Origin of the sequence: Pedobacter metabolipauper, assembly GCF_004362715.1 — a bacterium.
GTDB lineage: Bacteria > Bacteroidota > Bacteroidia > Sphingobacteriales > Sphingobacteriaceae > Pedobacter > Pedobacter metabolipauper.
This window is the reverse complement of record NZ_SNYC01000005.1, coordinates 507,539-528,887: the sequence shown is the minus strand read 5'-3', so window position 1 is coordinate 528,887 and position 21,349 is coordinate 507,539. Positions and strand designations below refer to the sequence as shown.

Annotated in this window: 20 protein-coding genes and 1 tRNA gene; 18 read left to right on the top strand and 3 right to left on the bottom strand. The window is 39.5% G+C overall.

Annotated features, from left to right (window positions below):
- Nucleotides 1-7: 7 nt before the first annotated feature.
- Complete coding sequence (locus ATK78_RS14660) at nt 8-679, top strand: hypothetical protein (protein ID WP_133576859.1); 672 nt, start codon at nt 8-10, stop codon at nt 677-679.
- Nucleotides 680-692: 13 nt separating this feature from the next.
- On the top strand, nt 693-1,292 hold the full coding sequence (locus ATK78_RS14655) for a DUF4199 domain-containing protein (protein WP_133576858.1): 600 nt from the start codon (nt 693-695) through the stop codon (nt 1,290-1,292).
- Between the two features lie 248 nt (nt 1,293-1,540).
- On the opposite strand, the gene ATK78_RS14650 is transcribed toward ATK78_RS14655, so the two are convergent.
- Nucleotides 1,541-2,323: a 3-keto-disaccharide hydrolase gene (locus ATK78_RS14650; protein ID WP_243732539.1), complete on the bottom strand. Its 783-nt coding sequence runs from the start codon at nt 2,321-2,323 to the stop codon at nt 1,541-1,543.
- Between the two features lie 108 nt (nt 2,324-2,431).
- Between ATK78_RS14650 and ATK78_RS14645 the strand changes: the two genes are divergently transcribed.
- The 16 genes from ATK78_RS14645 to ATK78_RS14575 all read left to right on the top strand — a co-directional run bounded on the left by ATK78_RS14645 (nt 2,432) and on the right by ATK78_RS14575 (nt 19,131).
- Nucleotides 2,432-3,382: a glycosyltransferase family 2 protein gene (locus tag ATK78_RS14645; RefSeq protein WP_133576857.1), complete on the top strand. Its 951-nt coding sequence runs from the start codon at nt 2,432-2,434 to the stop codon at nt 3,380-3,382.
- Nucleotides 3,383-3,384: 2 nt separating this feature from the next.
- A complete protein-coding gene (locus tag ATK78_RS14640) occupies nt 3,385-4,353 on the top strand; it encodes a glycosyltransferase (RefSeq protein WP_133576856.1) in 969 nt (322 codons plus the stop codon).
- Nucleotides 4,350-5,138, top strand: a complete 789-nt coding sequence (locus ATK78_RS14635; RefSeq protein WP_133576855.1) for a hypothetical protein — start codon at nt 4,350-4,352, stop codon at nt 5,136-5,138. The genes ATK78_RS14640 and ATK78_RS14635 overlap by 4 nt, the downstream gene beginning before the upstream one ends.
- Before the next feature lie 4 nt (nt 5,139-5,142).
- Nucleotides 5,143-6,642 carry a GH3 auxin-responsive promoter family protein gene (locus ATK78_RS14630; RefSeq protein WP_133576854.1) on the top strand — a complete coding sequence of 500 codons (1,500 nt, stop codon included), beginning with the start codon at nt 5,143-5,145 and terminating at the stop codon, nt 6,640-6,642.
- On the top strand, nt 6,639-7,790 hold the full coding sequence (locus ATK78_RS14625; protein WP_133576853.1) for a 1-deoxy-D-xylulose-5-phosphate reductoisomerase: 1,152 nt from the start codon (nt 6,639-6,641) through the stop codon (nt 7,788-7,790). The genes ATK78_RS14630 and ATK78_RS14625 overlap by 4 nt, the downstream gene beginning before the upstream one ends.
- 40 nt (nt 7,791-7,830) lie before the next feature.
- Complete coding sequence (rseP, locus tag ATK78_RS14620) at nt 7,831-9,156, top strand: RIP metalloprotease RseP (protein ID WP_133576852.1); 1,326 nt, start codon at nt 7,831-7,833, stop codon at nt 9,154-9,156.
- 5 nt (nt 9,157-9,161) lie between these two features.
- Nucleotides 9,162-9,695 (top strand): Fe-S protein assembly co-chaperone HscB, encoded by a 534-nt coding sequence (gene hscB, locus ATK78_RS14615; protein WP_133576851.1) that lies wholly within the window; start codon nt 9,162-9,164, stop codon nt 9,693-9,695.
- A gap of 13 nt (nt 9,696-9,708) precedes the next feature.
- Nucleotides 9,709-9,993, top strand: coding sequence for a DUF3817 domain-containing protein (locus ATK78_RS14610; RefSeq protein WP_133576850.1), 285 nt, complete (start codon nt 9,709-9,711; stop codon nt 9,991-9,993).
- A 60-nt stretch (nt 9,994-10,053) separates the two neighbouring features.
- A tRNA-Leu gene (locus tag ATK78_RS14605) sits at nt 10,054-10,133 on the top strand.
- A gap of 687 nt (nt 10,134-10,820) precedes the next feature.
- Nucleotides 10,821-12,146, top strand: a complete 1,326-nt coding sequence (gene dndC / locus ATK78_RS14600; protein WP_133576849.1) for a DNA phosphorothioation system sulfurtransferase DndC — start codon at nt 10,821-10,823, stop codon at nt 12,144-12,146.
- Nucleotides 12,140-14,278: a DNA sulfur modification protein DndD gene (locus tag ATK78_RS14595; protein ID WP_133576848.1), complete on the top strand. Its 2,139-nt coding sequence runs from the start codon at nt 12,140-12,142 to the stop codon at nt 14,276-14,278. Before dndC ends, ATK78_RS14595 begins: the two co-directional genes overlap by 7 nt.
- Nucleotides 14,268-14,657: a DndE family protein gene (locus tag ATK78_RS14590; RefSeq protein ID WP_133576847.1), complete on the top strand. Its 390-nt coding sequence runs from the start codon at nt 14,268-14,270 to the stop codon at nt 14,655-14,657. The genes ATK78_RS14595 and ATK78_RS14590 overlap by 11 nt, the downstream gene beginning before the upstream one ends.
- A gap of 316 nt (nt 14,658-14,973) precedes the next feature.
- Nucleotides 14,974-16,344, top strand: a complete 1,371-nt coding sequence (locus tag ATK78_RS14585; RefSeq protein ID WP_133576846.1) for a DEAD/DEAH box helicase family protein — start codon at nt 14,974-14,976, stop codon at nt 16,342-16,344.
- Nucleotides 16,345-16,349: 5 nt separating this feature from the next.
- Nucleotides 16,350-16,559, top strand: coding sequence for a hypothetical protein (locus tag ATK78_RS22920; RefSeq protein ID WP_208112379.1), 210 nt, complete (start codon nt 16,350-16,352; stop codon nt 16,557-16,559).
- 11 nt (nt 16,560-16,570) lie between these two features.
- Nucleotides 16,571-18,676: an AAA family ATPase gene (locus tag ATK78_RS14580; RefSeq protein WP_166664893.1), complete on the top strand. Its 2,106-nt coding sequence runs from the start codon at nt 16,571-16,573 to the stop codon at nt 18,674-18,676.
- Nucleotides 18,677-18,681: 5 nt separating this feature from the next.
- On the top strand, nt 18,682-19,131 hold the full coding sequence (locus ATK78_RS14575; RefSeq protein WP_133576844.1) for a hypothetical protein: 450 nt from the start codon (nt 18,682-18,684) through the stop codon (nt 19,129-19,131).
- Here ATK78_RS14575 and ATK78_RS14570 read toward each other — a convergent pair.
- Together ATK78_RS14570 and ATK78_RS14565 are read right to left on the bottom strand one after the other, a co-directional pair.
- Nucleotides 19,128-20,960 carry a DUF262 domain-containing protein gene (locus tag ATK78_RS14570; protein WP_133576843.1) on the bottom strand — a complete coding sequence of 611 codons (1,833 nt, stop codon included), beginning with the start codon at nt 20,958-20,960 and terminating at the stop codon, nt 19,128-19,130. The genes ATK78_RS14575 and ATK78_RS14570 overlap by 4 nt on opposite strands.
- A complete protein-coding gene (locus tag ATK78_RS14565; protein WP_133576842.1) occupies nt 20,957-21,181 on the bottom strand; it encodes a helix-turn-helix domain-containing protein in 225 nt (74 codons plus the stop codon). The genes ATK78_RS14570 and ATK78_RS14565 overlap by 4 nt, the downstream gene beginning before the upstream one ends.
- Nucleotides 21,182-21,349: the final 168 nt, after the last annotated feature.

Sequence of the window (21,349 nt, the reverse complement as noted above, 5' to 3'; positions counted from 1 at the left end):
ATCTACTATGGATAATCACGTAAAAGTTGCACTCATTGCATCGTTAGACAAGTTTGCTGCCATATCTGGCAACGAATCAATAAAGCTGGAAGAAGATCTGGTTGAGGTTTTCAGCAAAGACCTTGGCTTTATGGAAAAAGTGGAAGAGTTTGATGCTGTGTTTGATGAGCATCCTGCCTTTGATGAGTTAAGAGAAGTGTTTTTTGATCTTCTAATGATCAATTTCTTTTCAAATGATATCAAGAAGCTGGAAGAAGATTACCTCGATTCTAAGGAATGGGAAGAGATTGAAGAAGACACGATTGACCGCGGAACGGAATTGTTAAACCTGTTGCTGTATATCAATGAGTGTCATGATGAGCGCATTAAGCCTGAGCTTGGCGACTTCCTAAAGGAATTCTTATTGGTTGAAGAAGATGAGTTTCAGGATGAGTTCCATATTTATGAGGATCTGATCAGCAACCAGCAATTGGTAGAAAGTAGTGTTGAAGATATCTGCAGCCACGCCGGAATGATTGATCTGGGTGAAGAGATGGAAGAGTTGTTTGTACCGTTCATGGTATTCTTCCACCAGCCTAAAGTGAGTGACCAGGTCATTAAAGATCTGGAAGATTACAGTGCGAATAAAGAATTTGATATTGCAGTTTATACTTTAATTGCTAATTTTAATCTTAAATAAACAAACTCTTGTTATGGAAGAAAAGATAGTAACCGTAGACCGACAAAAATTGTTGACACAATTGTCGTTAAAAAATGGATTGATCATTGCAGCTGTAAGTGTTGTTTTGTCGTTGGTCCTTTATTTTATTAACCCTTTAATGGCTTATACAAGCCTTTGGCTGGGCTTAGTACTTTTTGTATTGTTTATCGCTTTATTGGTTTATGCCGGTAAAACCATCCGGACTGATGCCGGGGGATTCTGGACTTTTGGTGAAGCATTTAAATCCTTTTTAATCATGGGATTGATCATCGCATCTCTGTCTACCTTATACAATGTATTGCTGATGACAGTTATTGACCCGGAATTGCCGGTAAAAGCTGGAGCTGCTATCGATGAAAATACCCGTTCTATGATGGAGAAATTTGGTTCTACTTCCGAGCAGATCGATGAGGCCATGGCTAAAGCAGGAAACAATGCGGATAAATTAAAGATTACCCCGAAAAATGTAGTAACCAGCTTTGGTGTTTCATTGGCGGTATATGGTGTTTTAGCGCTGATCCTGGCTGCAATTTTGAAAAAGACAAATCAGAATGCTCCCCGTATCCAGGACGGCTTTGAAACTACTGAATAACAATTGATCCTGCTATTTTGATTAAACAGCTGTTCTGATATTTTAGTTGAACAACAATTAACTACAGGCTCAATGTATGATTACATGTAGTATATAACATCAATGTATGTTCAATGAATGATTGCAGGTTATATATAAAATTGAAGATAAATAAAAAGTGCAGGTCTTATAAAAGGCCTGCACTTTTTGTATTGTTCCTATTTAGGTATGACTGATATTTGGCAATACCGTAATGAATATTCTATGGATTACAATTCTCTGATCCAGATGTTACGGAAGCTTAGCGGCTCACTTGGGTCGCCGTGCGACTGTAATTTAATTGGCGACGGTCCGTGTGCTTTTTTGTAAGATGCCTGTCCGATATATTGTGTTGGGCCTTTAAGCTCTGTATTGTTCTGAACCAGTACGCCGTTAAACAAAACGGTTACACGCGCCGGAGTTTTTACCGATTGATCTTCGTTAAATGTTGGAGCTGTCCAGATGATATCGTACGACTGCCATTCTCCCGGTTTGCGGGTTGGGTTGGCAAGCGGTACAAACTGTTTGTAGATACTTGCAGCCTGTCCGTTCGTATAGGTATCATTCTGATAAGAATCCAGGATCTGCAGTTCGTAACCTGCATCGCCCTTGCCAATTGAAGCCAGGAACAATCCACTGTTTCCGCGGCCTTGTCCTTTACCGGAAATGTTTGCAGGTACCTGCCATTCCAGGTGCAGCTGGTAGTTTCCGAAAGATTGTTTCGTTTCAATGTTACCTGTTTTTTTGTTTACCGTAAATGCGCCATTGGCAACTGTCCACTCAGCAGGTTTGCTGCGGTCTTCTGTCATCACCCACTGGCTAAGGTCTTTACCATCAAAAAGAACGATCGCGTCTGCAGGTGCAGGGATAGTAACCTGTTGGGTAGCTACTACTTTAGGTACGGGCGTATAAACTTCAGTGTCTTCTGGTTTAGGTTTGTTTTGTGCCTGGGCCATTCCAATTCCTCCGATCATTAATGAAGTAACGAAAAGTGTTTTATTAAAGTTCATCATTTGTGTTTTGATTTTAATTGACTAACCAAAGTTATAAAAAATCTGCATCTTGCCTATTATGTCATTTTATTTGACAAAATTTGCACTTTAAGCGTTTTTAGAATACACATGGATATATCTGTTGTAATCCCATTATATAATGAAGAAGAGTCACTTCCTGAATTAACTGCATGGATTGCAAAGGTTATGCAGGAGCATAATTTTTCGTATGAGTTGCTTTTTATTGATGATGGAAGTACAGACACATCCTGGTCTGTTATTGAAGGTCTTATTGCAGAAAACCCTGCTGTAAAAGGGGTAAAATTTAGAAGGAACTACGGTAAATCTGCCGCACTGAATGTAGCCTTTGAGGCTGCAAAAGGTGATGTGGTGATTACCATGGATGCCGATCTTCAGGATAGTCCGGATGAGATCCCTGAACTGTACCGCAGGATCAGGGAAGAAAAGTTCGACCTGATCTCGGGCTGGAAGAAAAAGCGTTACGATCCGATTACCAAGACCATCCCTACCAAACTGTTCAATGCAGCAACCCGTAAAATGTCGGGCATTCAGCTGAATGATTTTAACTGCGGACTTAAAGCGTACCGGAGCGATGTGATTAAGACCATAGAAGTTTATGGGGAGATGCACCGCTACATTCCTGTGATTGCGAAATGGGCTGGATTTAAGAATATTGGTGAGCAGGTGGTGGAACACCGCGCCAGAAAATACGGGGTTACCAAATTTGGCTTTAGCCGTTTTATCAATGGTTTCCTGGATCTTTTATCCATCTTCTTTGTCGGTAAGTTTGGAAAACGCCCGATGCACTTTTTTGGATCTTTAGGGGTGCTGAGCTTTTTGATCGGAACTTTCCTCACCATTTGGCTAATCAGTGTTAAGCTGTACGAGATCTCTATGAACCTTAAATACCGGGACATTACCGACCAGCCTTTGTTTTACATTGCGTTGGTTGCCATTGTTGTCGGCTTTCAATTGTTCTTAACCGGATTTGTGGCCGAGCTGGTTACCCGTAATTCATCAGAACGCAACCAATACCTGATCGAGAAGGAAATCTTATAGTCATGTTTTTTTCGATCATCATTCCCCTTTATAACCGACCGCAGGAGATAGACGAATTGCTGTTTACCTTAACTAAGCAAACCTACACCCAGTTTGAGGTTTTGGTTATTGAGGATGGTTCTACAAATCATGCGAAGGCAGTGGTAGAAAAATATATCAACCTGCTGGATGTCAGTTATTATTTTAAACCCAATGAGGGTCAGGGTTTTTCCCGTAATTATGGCTTTGAACGCGCTAAAGGAGATTACTTTGTGGTGTTTGATTCCGATTGCCTGATTCCGGAAGATTACCTGGAAACGGTTAGGGATTATTTGTTTGAGCATAACCTGGATGCTTACGGCGGGCCGGATGCGGCACACGATAGTTTTACGCCTGTTCAAAAAGCGATCAGCTCTGCCATGACCTCTCCATTTACGACTGGAGGAATCCGCGGGAACAAAAAGCACATCGGTCAGTTTCATCCACGCAGCTTTAATATGGGCATCTCGAGGGAAGTTTATGAAAAAGTTGGCGGTTTTATCCTGACCCGGCTGGGGGAGGATATTGAATATAGCATCCGCATTCATGAACATGGTTTTAAGATCGGGTTGATTCCTGCAGCACGGGTTTTTCATAAAAGAAGGACGAGCTTCAGTCAATTCTATAAGCAGCTGCACTTTTTTGGGCGGGCAAGGATCAATATTTATAAACACTTTCCGGCGGAGCTTAAATTGATTCACTTTTTCCCGGCAGCTTTTACGTGTTTCGTCATATTTACTGTACTTATTAATTTGTTTTATTGGCCCCTGGCCTTTATATGCAACTTTTTAATTGTGGTATACTTTATGTTGATATTTTTTCATTCGTGGCAGGCTAATAAATCATTAAAAGTTGCATTTTTGAGCATTATTGCTGCCTTCATACAGCTAACTGCCTACGGACTGGGTTTTATGCAGGATTTTTTTAAAAGAGTAGTATTTAAACAACAATGATAGATTTTTTAAAGGAAAGTACTTTTGCTGTAAATGAGGTAATTAGCAAGGCCTGGACCGTTACTAAAAGGAATTACTTTTCGATAGCAACGCTTTGCTTTTTGATGTTCATTACTTCCAATGCTTCGAGTTTAATGGCATTTTTTTTAAGCGAGGTCAACAAAGGGCTGAGCATTTTGATGTCGTTCATCTTCGTCATGTTTTACTTTACCATCAATCTTTCCCTTTTCAAATACATCTTTCATGTTCTTGATGATGAGGAACACGATGTGAGTATTGTAAGCACGATCCCTACACGCAAGCAGATCATCCGCTTTTTAATTGCCACCCTTTATTTCATGCTTTGTATTGTGGGTGTATATTCTGTGGTGATCCTGATCGCATTTCCATTTATTTATACGGGCATCCGGTTGGATCTGATTACCAATGTGGCCATTTCTGTCGGTGTGATCGCTATTTTTATTACCTGGATCCGGATTTCTTTCTTTCCGTTCTTTATCATTGATAAAGACTTGCCTCCATTTGTATCCATTAAGTTTAGCCTGGCAACTACCCGCGGTAACTTTACCAAGATCTTTTTGCTGTTGCTTGTCCTGTTGGGCTTTCATTTGCTGTACTTATTCTTTAGCTATATTCATTGGCCTGTGGTCGCCTTTTTTGTAAATATTTTGAGTTCATTCATTATTGTTCCGCTATCCAGCGTTGCGCTTACAATTGCGTACCGTAAAATGATGAACGAGTACAATAGCGATGATGAACCTGATATTATACACAACATCATTTAATTTTATGGGATTTAAAGCGGCATTGAGCAGACCATTTGCTGCCTTAATAGTCAGGGGTACAGATAAATGGAAAAGGAATGCAGTGGCGGCACAACAGAAAACGTTAGCCGGTCTGATCAGTTCTGCTAAAAATACAGCCTTTGGTAAAGACCACCGTTTTGATGCCATTACAACTTACGAAGATTTTAAAAAGCAGGTTCCGGTACGCGACTATGAAGACCTGCGTCCTTATATTGACCGTGTCGTAAATGGTGAAGCTGATGTACTGTGGAAAGGAAAACCACTTTATTTTGCCAAGACATCCGGCACTACTTCCGGTGTAAAGTACATTCCGCTTTCTAAAGAATCTATGCCTGAACATGTTAAGGCGGCACGTAATGCACTGCTGACTTATATTCACGAAACTGGTAATGCATCTTTTGTTGACGGCAAAATGATCTTTTTACAGGGAAGTCCGGTTCTGACCAAAAAGAACGGGATCAATGTTGGCCGGTTGTCGGGTATTGTTGCCCATTTGGTACCGGCTTATCTGCAGAAGAACAGGATGCCTTCTTATGAAACGAATTGTATTGAAGACTGGGAGCAGAAAGTTGATGCGATTGTAGCAGAGACGATCCAGGAGGATATGAGGCTGATCTCCGGTATCCCCCCATGGGTCCAGATGTATTTTGATAAGCTTCAGGAACAATCGGGCGGTAAAAAGATCAAAGATGTTTTTAAGAACTTCAGCCTGTTTGTGTATGGCGGTGTTAATTACGAACCTTACCGGGCTAAAATTGAAGCCAGCATCGGTAAAAAGATAGATTCTATTGAGACCTATCCGGCTTCTGAAGGTTTTATTGCCTATCAGGATAGTCAGCACGATAAAAGCTTACTCTTGCTGGTCAATGCTGGGATCTTCTATGAATTTATTCCTGCTGATGAATTTTATAACGATGATCCTGTCCGCTTGAGTCTCGGGGAGGTGGAGCTGGAAAAGAATTATGCGCTGATCCTGAATACGAATGCCGGACTTTGGGGCTATAGTATTGGTGATACCGTTAAATTTGTTTCAAAGGATCCTTATAAGATCATGGTAACCGGACGCATCAAGCATTTCATTTCTGCTTTTGGCGAACATGTGATTGGTGAAGAGGTAGAGCATGCATTGCTTACCGTTGCCAATGAAGAGGGGGTGGGGATCACCGAATTTACGGTAGCCCCCCAGGTAGAAACCCCGGCTGGTGAACTGCCTTACCATGAGTGGTTTATTGAGTTTTCTACGCCTCCGGCAGACTTGACGGCTTTCAGTAAAAAAGTAGATGAGGCTTTGCAGAAGAAGAATATTTACTATTTTGACCTCATTGAGGGGAAAATATTGCAGCCGTTGATCATTCGCTCGTTAAAGAAAGATGCTTTTGTAGATTTTATGCGGACCCAGGGTAAGCTTGGCGGACAGAATAAAGTGCCGAGGTTATCAAACGACAGAAAGATTGCGGATGTTTTAAGTAGTTTTACAAATTGAAGAAAATATCCATATTAGGCGCAACTGGTTCTATTGGAACCCAGGCCTTATCCGTTATCGCGTCAAATCCTGGTTTATACGAAGTTTTAGCGCTTTCGGCATATTCCAATGCAGATCTGTTAATTGAGCAATCCTTGCAGTTCATGCCGGTTATGGCAGTGATTTGTGATGAGGACAAATACCAGGCTGTAAAATCAGCTCTTGCCCATACGAATATCCGGGTGCTTGCCGGAATTGATGCCTTGTGTGAAGCGGCCAGTTTACCGGATGCAGACCTGGTGCTTACTGCTTTGGTGGGTGCGGTTGGCCTTAAGCCAACCATTGCTGCCATTGAAGCTGGTAAAGACATCGCATTAGCCAATAAGGAAACTCTGGTTGTTGCCGGTGATTTGGTTACACGACTGGCTAAAAAACATGGTGTGAAAATTATTCCGGTAGATTCTGAGCATTCTGCCATCTTTCAGTGTTTGGTAGGTGAAGCGGATAACCCGGTAGAGAAGATCTATTTAACGGCTTCTGGCGGTCCTTTTAGAGGTAAGGACCGGAATTTTCTATCTGGCGTTACTAAAAATGAAGCACTTAAGCATCCCAACTGGGTAATGGGTGCTAAAATAACGATCGATTCTGCTTCGCTGATGAACAAGGGACTTGAAGTTATTGAAGCGAAATGGCTTTTTGACCTGGAGGCCGACCAGATCGATGTGATTGTGCATCCGCAATCGATCATTCACTCCCTGGTACAGTTTAATGACGGTTCCATGAAGGCCCAAATGGGTTTGCCGGATATGAAACTGCCTATTCATTATGCTTTTGCCTATCCGCATAGAATAAGCAGTGATTTTAAACGTTTCAATTTCATGGATTATCCGGAGCTGACGTTTTCACAGGCGGATGGCGGTACGTTCAGGAATCTGGATCTTGCTTACCGGGCATTGCGCAAGGGCGGGAACATGGCTTGTATCGTGAATGCGGCAAATGAAGTGGTGGTCCATGCTTTTTTACAGGATCAGATTGGCTTTTTGCAGATGAGCGATGTGATTGAAGCGTGTATGGAAGGTGTTGATTTTATTGCTGAGCCGACGCTTAATAATTATTTAGAAACCGACCAACATACGCGTATATTTGCCAACCAACTCGTAACAAAATAAGTTTATTACAATCAAATTTAAAAAAATATTAAAATAATATATGAGCGGACTGATTATGGCGGCCCAGTTACTTCTGGGGTTATCGATACTAGTAATTTTACATGAATTAGGACATTTTTTAGCGGCGCGTGCCTTTGGGATCAAAGTAGAGAAGTTTTACCTGTTCTTTGATGCATGGGGTTTTAAACTCTTCAGCTTTAAAAGAGGAGACTGCGAATACGGAATTGGATGGCTGCCTTTGGGTGGTTATGTGAAAATTACGGGTATGATCGATGAATCTATGGATACGGAGCAGATGAAACAGCCTGCTCAGCCCTGGGAATTCCGTTCTAAACCGGCCTGGCAGCGTCTTATTGTGATGCTTGGCGGTGTTGTGGTAAACATTATTGTGGGAATCCTGATCTTCTGGATGCTTACTTTTATATATGGCGAAACCTTTATTCCTAACAGTTCTGTTGTTAACGGGATTAATCCGGGTACTATTGGTAAAGAAATTGGTTTACAAAAAGGGGACCGTGTGGTTGCCATCAATGGTAAAAAGGTGATCCGCTTTGATGAGATCACCAGTTCTAAAGTTTTATTGGGCAATACAAACCTGGCAGTGATCCGTAATAACAGGACCATTGATGTCAGCATTCCTGATAATGTTTTAAATAAGGTATCTGATTTAGGTATTGATGAGTTTATTAGCCGTACCCCGCTTATTCTTGCATCGGTGGACAGTGTTTATAACAATGCATTAAAGGGAGGATTGAAAAAAGGCGATCAGATCATTGCTATAAATAAGGTTCCTGTTAAGTATAACGCGGATGTTGTTCAGGAATTACGTAAAAACAAAGGCAAACCGGCTTTGTTTACGGTGAAGCGTGGTACAGTAACGAGTGCTCACAATGTGCAGATTGATTCTGCTGGTGCAGTTGGTATTGGATTTGACATGGGCCAGATTAGGGAGGAAACAATCAATTACAGTCTTTTTGCAGCACTACCTATCGGTATTAACCAGGCCTGGAAAACTTTTAGTGATAATGCTAAAGGGATCTGGAAGGTGTTAACCGGAAAAGTTCAGGCTAACAAGGCATTTTCAGGCCCAGTGGAGATTGCACGTAAGGTATATGGTGGCGAGTGGATCTGGGCAAGGTTCTGGGCTTCTACCGGCTTTATTTCCATTGCACTGGCATTTATGAACCTGTTACCGATTCCGGCATTGGACGGCGGTCATGTTGTTTTTCTGATTATTGAGATGATCAAAGGTAAGCCGCTTGGTGATAAGTTTATGGAACGTGCACAGATCGTTGGTTTCGTTCTATTGCTATCCCTGATGGTATTTGTACTGGGGAATGATATTTTTAAAGCCATTATGCATTAGGTTTCATGGTTGATTATTTTGAATTTTACGGTCTGCCGCTTAGTTTCAATCCTGATGCTGCACTCATTAAACAGCAGTTTTATGCGTTCAGCAAAAAGTTTCATCCTGATTTTTACATCAATGAAACCGAAGAGAAGCAAGCTGAGGTTTTAGAACTGAGCACTGTAAATAATAAAGCTTACCAGGTTTTGAGTGATCCTCAAAAACGGCTGCACTACATTTTAGAATTAAAGGGTTTTTTGAAAGAAGGGGAGAACTACGTACTTCCGCAAAGCTTTTTAATGGATATGATGGATGTAAATGAAACTTTGATGGATTTACAGTTCGATCCTGATCCGCTGCGCTTAGAAGCGCTTAAAACCGATGTGGACGCTATAGAACAGAGCCTGTATAACGAGATTTCTGTATTAACTGCTTCCTTTGATACGCAAACGGAGGCTGAGCAAGTAAAATCACTTACTGCGGTAAAGGATTTATATTACCGTACGAAGTATTTATTCCGCATCCGGGAGAGTATTGATAAGGCGGAAAACCTGTAATTTAATTTGTTATATGAGTACATTATCGATTTTTAGAAAAGTTGCTGTTGCCGAAGGGATCTCTTACCTCTTTCTGTTGTTTATTGCAATGCCTTTGAAATACTGGGCGGGTTTGCCACTAGTGGTTAAATATGCGGGTTGGGCACACGGTGTGCTGTTTATGCTGTACATCGTTGTTTTGATCATGGCGTGGACGGAATATAAATGGAAAATTGGAAAGGCGTTATTGATCGGACTGGCTTCTTTGCTCCCTTTTGCGCCATTTATAGTGGATAAAAGGCTTAAGGAAGATAATTAAAATAAATCTTGTTATTTAATGCTGCAATTGATACATTTGCAACCCGCTGAATAAGCAAATGCCCAGCTGGCGGAATTGGTAGACGCGCTGGTCTCAAACACCTGTGGGAAACCGTGCCGGTTCGACTCCGGCGCTGGGTACTAGCCGGAGTTAGTTCTAATTTAGTTCTAACTCCGGTTTTTTTATGCCGTAAAGTGTTGTTAATCTGATAAATAAGTAGTGCTGCTAAGTTGACTTTTTCGGTTCGACCTTTATTTTCAAAAATTGTCCATTTTGCTGGAAAGATCGAACCAATAATACAACGTTTTTGTTCGATTGTGCCGTTACAATATAATTCATACAGCTTTTTTAGTCTTTTTGATGCTTCATCAACAAGTGTGGCATAATCAGTCTTTTTAGCGACAAGTAATATCAGGACGAGACAGTAGTGGAAATCGTGTGTAACTTGATTACATTTGATAGAGATGTTATAGGTTGGTCATATCTGGAGTCTCTGAAAACGAAGGCGAAGTTAATTTTTAAAGTTCTTTAAGTGGCCACATTGAATTGAAATGCAGCGGAACACTCATTGAAATATGCACACTAGACATTAAAACCAATTATAGTCCAAATTGACTTAATTAAATAATTATAGTGCAATCAATAGAATTATTCTGGTTATAGACTAAAATATCTTGATAATGCTTCAGGTATTATTCAAGATATATCTACCTCAAAGATTGTGTTACCAATAAAAATGACCTTGAAATAAGGGTTGTTTATTCTTAAATAACGATATTTGAAACGAAGTACTTTAAATAGGGACTACATATTAATTTTAGTAAACAATGGCTTTAGATCTAAAATATCTAGAAAGTGAAATTCAAGATCAATATTTAAATGATGATAATCCTCGTCCATGGATCATTGGATTTTCGGGAGGGAAAGATAGCACAATGCTTTTACAAGTCGTTTGGATTGCTATTCAGAAGCTTGATTCTATTTTAAGAAGTCGGCCAGTTTATATTGTTTGTAATGATACATTAGTCGAGAATCCAAAAATAGCGCAATTTATAAACCAGACGTTAATAGATATACAGCAAGCTGCCGCAGAACAGGGATTACCTATAACCGTCCATCAAACAACCCCAAGACTGGAGGATACTTTTTGGGTTAATCTTTTAGGGAAAGGATATCCCGCACCCAATAATACTTTTAGATGGTGTACAGATAGACTTAAGATAAACCCTACCACTGAATTTATTAAAGATAAGATTAGCGAGGTTGGTGAGGCTATTATTTTGCTTGGAACTCGTAGCGATGAGAGTTCTTCAAGGGCTAAAAGTATTGAAAGCAGCAAGATTCATATAGATAGTGAACGCCTGAGAAGACACGTGCTCCCAAATGCATTCGTTTATGCACCAATTAAAGATGTAACGATAGACGAGTTATGGCCTTATCTATTACAGGTAAATCCACCTTGGGGAGGAACGCACCGCAATTTGGTTACACTGTATAGAAATGCTACTGGTGGCGATTGCCCATTAGTGATTGATACAACTACTCCTTCTTGCGGGCAAAGCCGCTTTGGTTGCTGGGTTTGTAGTGTGGTAAAAAGAGATAAATCAATGGAGGCATTGATTGATAATGGAGAAGAATGGATGGAGCCATTGGTAGAATTTAGAGACATGCTTGTCGATTTTCGAAATGATAGATCTTGGCGTCAAACCTGGAGACGAAATAGTAGTGAAGAAAATGCTGATGCTGAGACATGGGGACCCTATTTGCCAGAAAAGCGTGCATATATGTTACAAACGCTACTTAAAGCGCAAAAAGAAGTGCAAAATGATGAGCCAAATTTGGTATTGATTAATTACCAAGAATTGGTAGCTATCCAAGTTACTTGGCATCGTGACTCAATTTTTGACTATAATGTGGCAGATATATATAATTCTATTTACAAAACTGATCTTAAAAATGAAGATTTCTCCGATGGACAAATTTTTGAAAAGGAGTTGTTAAAAGAAATTTGTGACGATGATGCTGATTTTAATCTAATCGGTGAGTTACTAGAAATACAAAAATCAAAAATTATTTTGGTGAATAATTTTGGAATTCAAAGTGATTTCGAAAATCATATTGAGAGAGATTATAAGAAAAGACAATTATGCTAATTGAAAATATCCTCCTGCGAAATTTTAGAGTTTATAAGGGCGAGCACCAATTACCCTTATCTACTAATCCAGAAAAGCATGTAACAATTATTTCTGGACAAAATGGATTTGGAAAAACATCTCTTCTTACGGCATTGGTTTGGGGATTATATGGAAAATTAATGGCTGACGTAGATGAAAGATATAGAAAGGAAATTTACGAAAGCGGCGGTTATAAAAAGTATGCAGGTAAACTTATAAGTAGGTCATTGCTAAATGAGGCTCCAGAGAGAGATACTTTCTTAAGATCAAAATTGGCTATAACATCAAATGTTGTTGAAAAAGAATTAATCAAGAGCCAAATATCTGACTTATATACTTTTTCCGTGTCTATTGAACTCACAGACATATTCATTCCTCATCTTTCGTGTAAACAGGTAACGGTTAAACGTACATATAATTACCAAACCGGAAACGAAGTTGTTGAAATTCTTATAGATGGCAACATTAACGAATTAACGAAAGCAATCGGTTCGGAAATTTTTATTAACGATTTTATACTACCTAAAGAGATTGCTAAATTTTTCTTTTTCGATGCCGAAAAAATAACTGCATTTGCAGAGGTTAAAAGTTTGGAGGAAAAGCAATATTTCAGCAAGGCTTATAATGAAGTCTTAGGTATAAAAAAATATACGGATCTGAAAACAAACTTGGAAAATCTCCAACTACGAGTGAGAAAAAAGTCAGCATCTAAAGCTGATCTTAAAAAGTTGGAAGGCTTTCAAGCGAAGATTAGTGAAAATGATATTTTGTTAGAATTTTATAATAGCAGTTTACTAAAAAAGGAACAAGAGGTTCTAACCAAAAAGGGAGATTTTTCAGAAATTCAGGAAAGGCTTATTCGAGCTGGAAGTTCGATGTCTTTCGAGGAGATTCAGGAGTTCAAAAAAGTTCGGGCTAAGCTAAAGGAAGAAATCGTAATAAATAAAAATAAATTTAACGATATGCTTGAACTCGCGCCCTTTGCGATGCTCTCTTCACAAATATTTCAGGTTAAAAAACAACTTGAAATTGAAGAAAGACAGCAAAATTCCGCGTTGGTTAATAACCTTCTAAAGGAAAAATATCTGGAACTTAAAGATGCCTTTCGTAATAAACAAGGATTTGATCTTTTACAAGTGGATTCAGTTCTTACGGATATTCTAATATCACATGATGATTTGAATGATAAGTCAATATTAGACTTTACTAAGGAACAGCATAATAATTTTCTAGCTATTTATGATAATCTACATAATTCCTACACCAAACATTTAAAAAACCTGATTTCCGAATCAAAACGATTACAAAGCACTTATAGCATTACGCAACGGAAAATACAAGATGCAGAGAGTAAGGCTGATGATCCAGTAATTAAAACTTTAAAAGAAAGCTATGAATCTTTATCATCAGATATAAAGATATTAGAAGAATCAATTTTAGATATAAGAGTTAAAATAGGTATTGCTGATAAAGAAAATATAGCCTTAAAAAGGCAAATATCCGAGCAGTCTAAACATATTTCAGTCGAGGTTGCTGACAAAAACAAAGAGGAAAGTGCGTCTAGGTTAATAAGCCATTTAACGAAATTTATCTATCAGCTAAAGCAAAAAAAGAAAGCTTCTTTAGAGAAGAACATCAAGAAAGAACTTAATAGATTAATGCACAAAAGCGATTTTGTGGAAAATGTGGAGGTCAAGATTGAGGGAGACTTGATCGATATCGAACTTTATGACTACAGTCAATCGTTAATTTTAAAAGATAGTCTGTCAAAGGGAGAGCAGCAATTATATGCTACAGCTCTATTGAAAGCTCTTATTACCGAATCAAACATTCAATTTCCCGTATTTATAGATAGTCCTCTTCAAAAATTAGATAAGATGCACTCATCTAATATTATTAAGGACTTTTATCCTAGTGTATCATCCCAAGTGGTTATTTTTCCACTTCTTGAAAAAGAACTTAATGCCGAAGAGTATGAATTATTAATACCAAAAATAGGTAAAGCATTTTTAATAGGTCAAAAGACAACCAATCAATCAAACTTTAACGATATTTTTCCTGAAGATCTATTTAGTCAATACCATAAAATGAGTCAAGTACATGTTTACTAATATTAAGACTTCTAAAAATAATAAAGATATTGTGACTAATCTTACCCAGAAGCTAAATTTGGGTGCAGAAAACATAATCGCTAGATTGGCTTTTAGTTACTCATTATCTCGCGGTCGCCTTCTGGATTTATCCCAAATAAAAGATTCTTCAGGTAAAGAATATAATTCAAAGGTTCTATTCGGAAATTATATGGATACATATATTGCTTTAATATGTGTTCATTACAGGATACACAAATCTGATAAAGATATATCCAAGTATGTAAAATTGCATATAGATGATGGCTTAGAATTGATTAATAAGGAGATAATTAACAAGGACTCTGTAACTGGCCTTGAATTTTTGATGAATGAAGTGGAAAAGGGATTGGCTGTATAAAGGTTCAGATTTGAATTCTCGTATCCTAAACCAGTTCGAAAAAAGGGAGGGTAAAATAAGATGTTTATAGATGTCAAATATGGAAAATTTTTACAAGCGATAAACGGATTATTATGCAGATTTAAGCATATTTGTGTTTTCGTTTTATTAGGTGTTCATTATAACTTGTACAGATTCGATAAATATCTGGCGATACGTGAAGATGCATATTGATGACGGTATTAAAATTATCGCAAAGAGGTTCAATCAAAAGATAACAGGCACGGATTATATTAACCAGACGAAAAGGGATTAGTAACATTTGAAAATTAGCAACATGATTCAATCCCCGGACTTACGACCTTATCAGTTTGATGCTATTGGTAGCTGGCAAGCAAATGATTATCGCGGTTTATTAGAAATGGCTACTGGCACCGGAAAAACTATCACGGCACTTTCTTGCGCTCGGGTGTTGCTGAAAGAAAAGGGGCAGCTCGTTATCTTGGTATTGGTACCGACATTGGATCTATCTGTTCAGTGGGCATCGGAGGTAAGGCAGTGGTTTTCCAACAATATAATCCTAGCCAATAGCAAAACAAAGAATTGGTATAAAGAATGCTTGGAACTTTTAAATACAGACCGGCCGACCTTTACCATTATTTCTACTTATGCGACTTTTTTAACTACTAAATTCCAGCATCTCGTCGCAATTTTGCCTAACGAAACGCTATTGATTGGAGACGAAGTTCATAATTTCGGTACGTTAAAACATATTTCGCTTTATCCGCATCACATCCCTTTCCGGCTGGGCCTATCGGCAACGCCAGACCGCTATTTTGACGAGACAGGAAGTGCGGCATTGAATACTTATTTTAATGTTACGGAACAACCAACTTACCGATTCGGAATGAAAGAGGCGATAGCCGCTGGCTTTTTATGCGAATATTACTATTATCCCAAATTGGTGTCGCTGACCACAAGTGAATTGACCGAATATAAGGAGATATCTCAGAAATTGATGCGTTTTTTTGATACGAAGGCAGGGAAACTCATTGATAGCCCAGCGGTCACCGCTTTATTATTAAAAAGAAAAAGGATCATTCATCAGGCGGCTGGTAAATTGCCAGTATTTAAAGAGATAATGAAAACACTCGTTGAAGACTTTGATCTGTTGAAGTATTTGCTGGTGTATGTGCCTGAAGGGAACGACATCCAGATCGAAGAAGAGGACATCAAATTGATCGATCAGTATTCCGCTATTATCACCAGAGATTTCAAGCTCAGCCAACATCAGTATATTGGTGGGACTGCAAACCGAGAAAACATTTTGGATCAATTTGCCAAAGGGAAGATATCTGTACTTACGGCCATGAAGTGTCTGGACGAAGGCGTGGATGTCAGACGGGCGGAAATCGCTGTTTTTTGCTCTAGCACAGGTAACCCCAGGCAATTTATTCAGCGGCGCGGGCGCATTTTGCGTACCCATCCAGATAAAAAATTTGCTACGATCTACGATTTAGTGGTGGTACCGGAAATAACAGACCAATATTTTGAAGATACATTACAAATGGAAAAAAGTATATTGCAGGGTGAATTCAGGCGAGTGCATGAATTTGCCGGTTTAGCATTAAATAAATACCAAGCTTTAGCTTCGATCGATGATAAAGCTAAGGAGTTTGAAATCGATGTTTTTTCACCATTTTCCTAAAAAGAATGCAGAGTACAAAAAATAGCCATGTTAATGAAGAAGTCGAGCGACTGCTCGCAGATCTGAAAGAGCAAGATCATACGCAATATGTTATTGTTAACACGCTCCTCCAAGAAATGTATACAGATCCTAAGCTGGATATGCCAGAAGGAACTACGCGTGCTGTAGAAGATAAGATTTACCGCCTGATCGATGAACAGGCCAGATTCCATTAAATTCGTTCAGCGTGATCATTAAGTCTATTGAAATAAATAATTTTCTGTCTTACTACGGTAAAGCGGAATTTCGCTTTGATCGGGGTGCTACGATAATTATCGGGCAGAATAATTCCGGGAAATCTAAATTATTTGATGCTTACAACTGGGTGTTGTATGATGAAGCATTTAAAACCGAAGCAGAAAAATGGGAAACTACAAAGGAATGGGGTTCGGAACTAGGCAACCGCCTAGCTATGCAGAAGTGCAAGATCAACAATCATTTGGAGATCCTAGTAGAGCTGGAATTTGAAGACGAGGATGGTAATGTCTATTTGGTGACTCGCACACACAGGATTAGAAAACTTGCTGAAGATAGTTGGGACACGAGTCCCCTCACCAATCTACAAGTGACAAGAACCGAAGCTGGAACCCATAATCGGCAAGCCCTTGGCGGCGAAAATGCGAAGGAGGAATTAAAGAAATATTTTCCTAAAAACCTGTCAAGGTATTTTCTATTTCAAGGTGAAAATATCAGCAAGCTGATGCAATTAAACCAGCGCTCGGATTTTACCCGAGCGATTAGTGAACTATCAGGTATTAAATTTTTTGCGAAAGCGAAGATATATGCCCGTGACGTCTATGAAAGGGCGAAAGTTGCCTTTGAAGATAAGGTAGATGGAGAGGAATCTGTTCAGAAAGAAAAAGAACGTTTGTCTAAAGCGATCGATGCCCAACAGGACCAGATTAATGAAGTACAGGCGAAACAGGATAACGAGGTGAAAGAGCGTGACCAGATCGAGGCACTGCTGGATGAGAAATTGCGTGAGCTTTCTAAATATGAAGCTTGCGCAACGATTCTAGATGATTTAAAAAAATACGAACAGCAACGTGATCAAGCTATCATGCGAAAAAAGCAGTTATATGAACATAACCACAGTACGTTGATCTCTGAATGGATCTACGCCGGATCTGAGGAAGAGTTCAAATATTATCTTTCTATGTATAGAGACGCAAAGGATGATAAAAAAATTCCAGAACCAATCCGTCAAGACTTTATACAAGAAATGATTGAAGAGGAACTTTGTAAGGTATGCGGCACACATGCGCCCAAGGGCTCGGCAGCCTATGCGGCTATCCTGGAACACCTCAATGAAAAAGCACTTGATGCAGAGGTGGCGATTATTAACACGCTGAGCGACACGGCTGACAGCATGACAACGATGATCCGCAATGTCGGTAGTTCAGGCAATACTTTTCGGACGGAGCTGACCACCATTCAAGAAGAGATCAACCGGGCAAAGGGACTAATGGTCCAAAAAGAAGATGAACTGGATATAGTAATCGAAAATATTGCCGCCGAGCGTAATGAAAATATCACCCGCGAAGATATTGAAAAAGTAAACCTTGTAAAGGTCAAACAAGCCCGTGACCAGTTGCGTAGCGACTTGGAAAAGTCTAAAAGTAGAATTGCCCAGTACATCGGTAATCTAGAAATTCTGAATGATGCTTTTAAAGAATTGCAAGACGATTACGAAGGCCTGATTGATCAGTCGGCGAATGAGCTGGAAAAGAAACGTATGAAACTGGCTTTACAGATAAAGGGACACGTTGACCGGTTGCATGACAATTTTTTATCGAAGCTTATTTATGATATTGAAGCCGAAGCCAATAATTATTTTGCAAGTATGACGCAGGGAAGCGAAGCCCTGTCTGGCAAGGTTAAGGTAGATTACCTTGCACGTGAGGTTTATGTTATTGACGAGACAGGTACTCGCGTCTCCAATATCAATCAGGCTAATAAGGTTTCACTGCAGATCGCTTTCGTTGCGGCCGTTTTATCGGTCTCTAATAAGATCTGGGGTAGTTATTTTCCGTTCGTTGCCGATGCGCCGATCTCTGCTTTAGGCGGTAATAATAAGATTGGGGCGATCAAGACGATGATCAGCATCTTCCGGCAATCGATCATCATCTTGAAGGATGATGCCCGGACGGGCCACGAAGATAGCTTGCGGAATGATGAAGTTCGTCAACTGATCCAATACAACCCGCAGATCAAGCATGCGTATGAATTAAGTATAGACCGGAGTGCTGGGAAGGTGCTGGAACAGTTCACCACCGTATCCACTTTAAAATAAATATTATGGAAGATCAGCCTATAGACGATGGTTCGTTAATGAATATTGAACAGGATTATTATGAACGTTTGTTCAATAACCGTTTAACCCCCAGCCAGGGCGGTGAGAAACGAGAGAAAAAAAACTTCCCCTTCGAACACATGTGGGAGTTATTCGTTTATGCTGCTGTTTTAGGTTTCAAAAGAGGCAATCCTAAATCGTTGACAAAGCTGAATAAACCTTTCCGCTGGGGAAATATTGGCAGCCAGCATCGAAAAAACTTACTGGTACTAGCTGTAGCCAAAGCTGCGACATTCGAGATCTTGCAAGAAAAGGAGCGAATCAAGCAATTTATAGAAGAATATGCCAATGCCGGCTTATCTATCATTGATCAGGAACTTAAGAACAATCCGGCAGCCTATTCAGACTTGGAAACTTTTACGCTCAAGATACTACACGGATTGCCCAAAGCCTAAATTATGAATATCTTACAGGCCATATCTTTGAGTCGGTTTGTACGGTCCACTTGTTCTGCATAAGTCCATACAGCATAAGTAGCCAGCCAGTTTTTGTTGATACTTAACGAAGAACTGAGATAGATCGGGAGTTTTGTGGCAAAGTCATCGTTATCACCAGCCTTATTATCTTCATTGCCGAGCAGTGTTAGATTACCAATCTGATTTTTATAAGATTCCATTGCAGTGTCAAAAACTGAGGCGTTCGCAGCATGGGGGTATATATGCTCTATCGAGATATCATTGAAATCGTGTGTTTTCTCTTTACTGTTGGTAGGAATTCCGGTCGCTCCAGCGTTATACCAAGGATAAAAGTATTCGACAGTTAACAGGAAATACTTAACGGGTTTATTACTTTTTCCGCTACGGTAGTAGACCAGATCATCCAAATGATGACGGAACGTTTCATCGGAGACCATGGCCTGAAGTGGCTGTAATTTAGCAATCAGCCGGCTGGCTTTATAAGTGGCAGTGTTAAGCCTTAGATAAGCTGCTTCTTCATTGTAGATCGATAAAAGGTCACCTATATACATTTTGCCTACCGTCAGAAAACGGAAAACAAAGAGCTCCAGTACTTGGACGATCAGATTGAATTCTTTATGGTCCAGTAATTGGGCCGACAATAAAAACGGCAGACATTCGGCATGGTTAAGGCCCTTAATCAACAAGTAAAGTCGGTTCCGGTCCCAAAACTCAACTGGTTTTTTATTAGGATAACACCATTCCCCTTCATGGAGCTTGCGCAATAACAGAATGTCACTCTTCATCAGTTCCATGCGATCGACCACACTCTGAGCGTTGCTACGCTCCACTACAGTTAGTATATGCTCAGGTAGAAATTCTTTTTGTAATTCAACAAAAAAAGTGTTTGTGTCAACTGTCTTACCTGTGTAAGAACTGTAGATTGCCCGAAGGTAATGCCCGGTCTTTGTTGGATGATCGATTAGGATTTCGTCCCAAGATCGTTCTGCGATCTCCTGTAGATCCGGGAAATTCTCCAGTACGCGCAGCGTTTCAGCTCTGAGTAGATCTCCCTCGGTTAGGTTTTTGCCACGGTTATTAAGCACCTGAAATAGCTTAAACGCTGCTTTTGTATCTGAAGTAACCATTTTGAGTATGAAAAAATCATCCAGAAGGACTTTTTCCATCGTTTTTAAATTGCCTATATGATCGATCAGCTGGCCATTCCGTGTTAATTTATCGGTCATCTCAAAAATTCGATCGTAGCCATATTTCAACCGCTCGTGGGAATGAAGAGTTGCCACACTTTTTTTTTGGTCTTTCAATAATTTTGTAAAATAAGGTTTATCATGTTTTGACAACTCCAATACATTCACCTCATCGATTACACCATTTATTTCAAAAGGGAACCAAATAAATCTTTTTGTTAAGTCTTCTATTCTTTTTCGTAAGATGCCAGCTTCATTATTAAGGTGCATATCACCTTCGATCGTTTTCAACAACGCGTCGCAATTGCCAACGATCGCAGCAGCCAGCATGATAAACGTGGTGATCCGTTGTTGACCATCGACGATCTGTAACATTTTTTTATCAGTAGTGCCTAGCAACGTATCTGAGATACAAACGATCTGACCAAAAAAATGATGCTCGTTTCCGGTTGTCATTTTCCGCTGCTTGTAACATTTTTCCAGGTCACGCAGGAAATCCTCGATCTCCGGCTGTTCCCAGGAATAACTACGCTGATATATAGGTACGCGATATACAGGTTCGAACTGAAAAAAATTGCTAAGCGACGCATAGTCGGAATGTACTTCGATCGTATTACTCATGAGAAATCAAGGAGTTCTTTAAGGGTTACATCAAGACCTTTAGCTAGTTCTGCTAAGGTGGTGATATTGCAGTTGGCACTTCCGGTCTCCAACTTGCTGATCTTCGCCCGATCCACGTCACAGCGAAAAGAAACATCTTCCTGGCTAAGAGATTTTGATAGCCTTATTTGTAAAATTTGACTTCCTAGTTTTGTTAAAAATATGCTGTCCTTTTCCTTCATTTTTAAATTATGAGGAAAGTCAACTTTTTTTTCAACAACTATTGTGTTCGATCTGCCACAATTATTAAATTACTTCATATGCCATATCTCAGATGATGTATAAATTCTTAAATGTTTAATATCTTCGACCTATTTATTTAACCCTGATAATCCACCTAACGTATTTCC

Coding starts and splice junctions, on each gene's coding strand:
- ATK78_RS14590 (WP_133576847.1), top strand. CDS start 14,268: ATGTTTACTAATATTAAGACTTCTAAAAATAATAAAGATATTGTGACT.
- ATK78_RS22920 (WP_208112379.1), top strand. CDS start 16,350: ATGCAGAGTACAAAAAATAGCCATGTTAATGAAGAAGTCGAGCGACTG.
- ATK78_RS14630 (WP_133576854.1), top strand. CDS start 5,143: ATGGGATTTAAAGCGGCATTGAGCAGACCATTTGCTGCCTTAATAGTC.
- hscB (WP_133576851.1), top strand. CDS start 9,162: ATGGTTGATTATTTTGAATTTTACGGTCTGCCGCTTAGTTTCAATCCT.
- ATK78_RS14570 (WP_133576843.1), bottom strand. CDS start 20,960: ATGAGTAATACGATCGAAGTACATTCCGACTATGCGTCGCTTAGCAAT.
- ATK78_RS14635 (WP_133576855.1), top strand. CDS start 4,350: ATGATAGATTTTTTAAAGGAAAGTACTTTTGCTGTAAATGAGGTAATT.
- dndC (WP_133576849.1), top strand. CDS start 10,821: ATGGCTTTAGATCTAAAATATCTAGAAAGTGAAATTCAAGATCAATAT.
- ATK78_RS14650 (WP_243732539.1), bottom strand. CDS start 2,323: ATGATGAACTTTAATAAAACACTTTTCGTTACTTCATTAATGATCGGA.
- ATK78_RS14655 (WP_133576858.1), top strand. CDS start 693: ATGGAAGAAAAGATAGTAACCGTAGACCGACAAAAATTGTTGACACAA.
- ATK78_RS14565 (WP_133576842.1), bottom strand. CDS start 21,181: ATGAAGGAAAAGGACAGCATATTTTTAACAAAACTAGGAAGTCAAATT.
- ATK78_RS14640 (WP_133576856.1), top strand. CDS start 3,385: ATGTTTTTTTCGATCATCATTCCCCTTTATAACCGACCGCAGGAGATA.
- ATK78_RS14660 (WP_133576859.1), top strand. CDS start 8: ATGGATAATCACGTAAAAGTTGCACTCATTGCATCGTTAGACAAGTTT.
- rseP (WP_133576852.1), top strand. CDS start 7,831: ATGAGCGGACTGATTATGGCGGCCCAGTTACTTCTGGGGTTATCGATA.
- ATK78_RS14575 (WP_133576844.1), top strand. CDS start 18,682: ATGGAAGATCAGCCTATAGACGATGGTTCGTTAATGAATATTGAACAG.
- ATK78_RS14585 (WP_133576846.1), top strand. CDS start 14,974: ATGATTCAATCCCCGGACTTACGACCTTATCAGTTTGATGCTATTGGT.
- ATK78_RS14610 (WP_133576850.1), top strand. CDS start 9,709: ATGAGTACATTATCGATTTTTAGAAAAGTTGCTGTTGCCGAAGGGATC.
- ATK78_RS14645 (WP_133576857.1), top strand. CDS start 2,432: ATGGATATATCTGTTGTAATCCCATTATATAATGAAGAAGAGTCACTT.
- ATK78_RS14595 (WP_133576848.1), top strand. CDS start 12,140: ATGCTAATTGAAAATATCCTCCTGCGAAATTTTAGAGTTTATAAGGGC.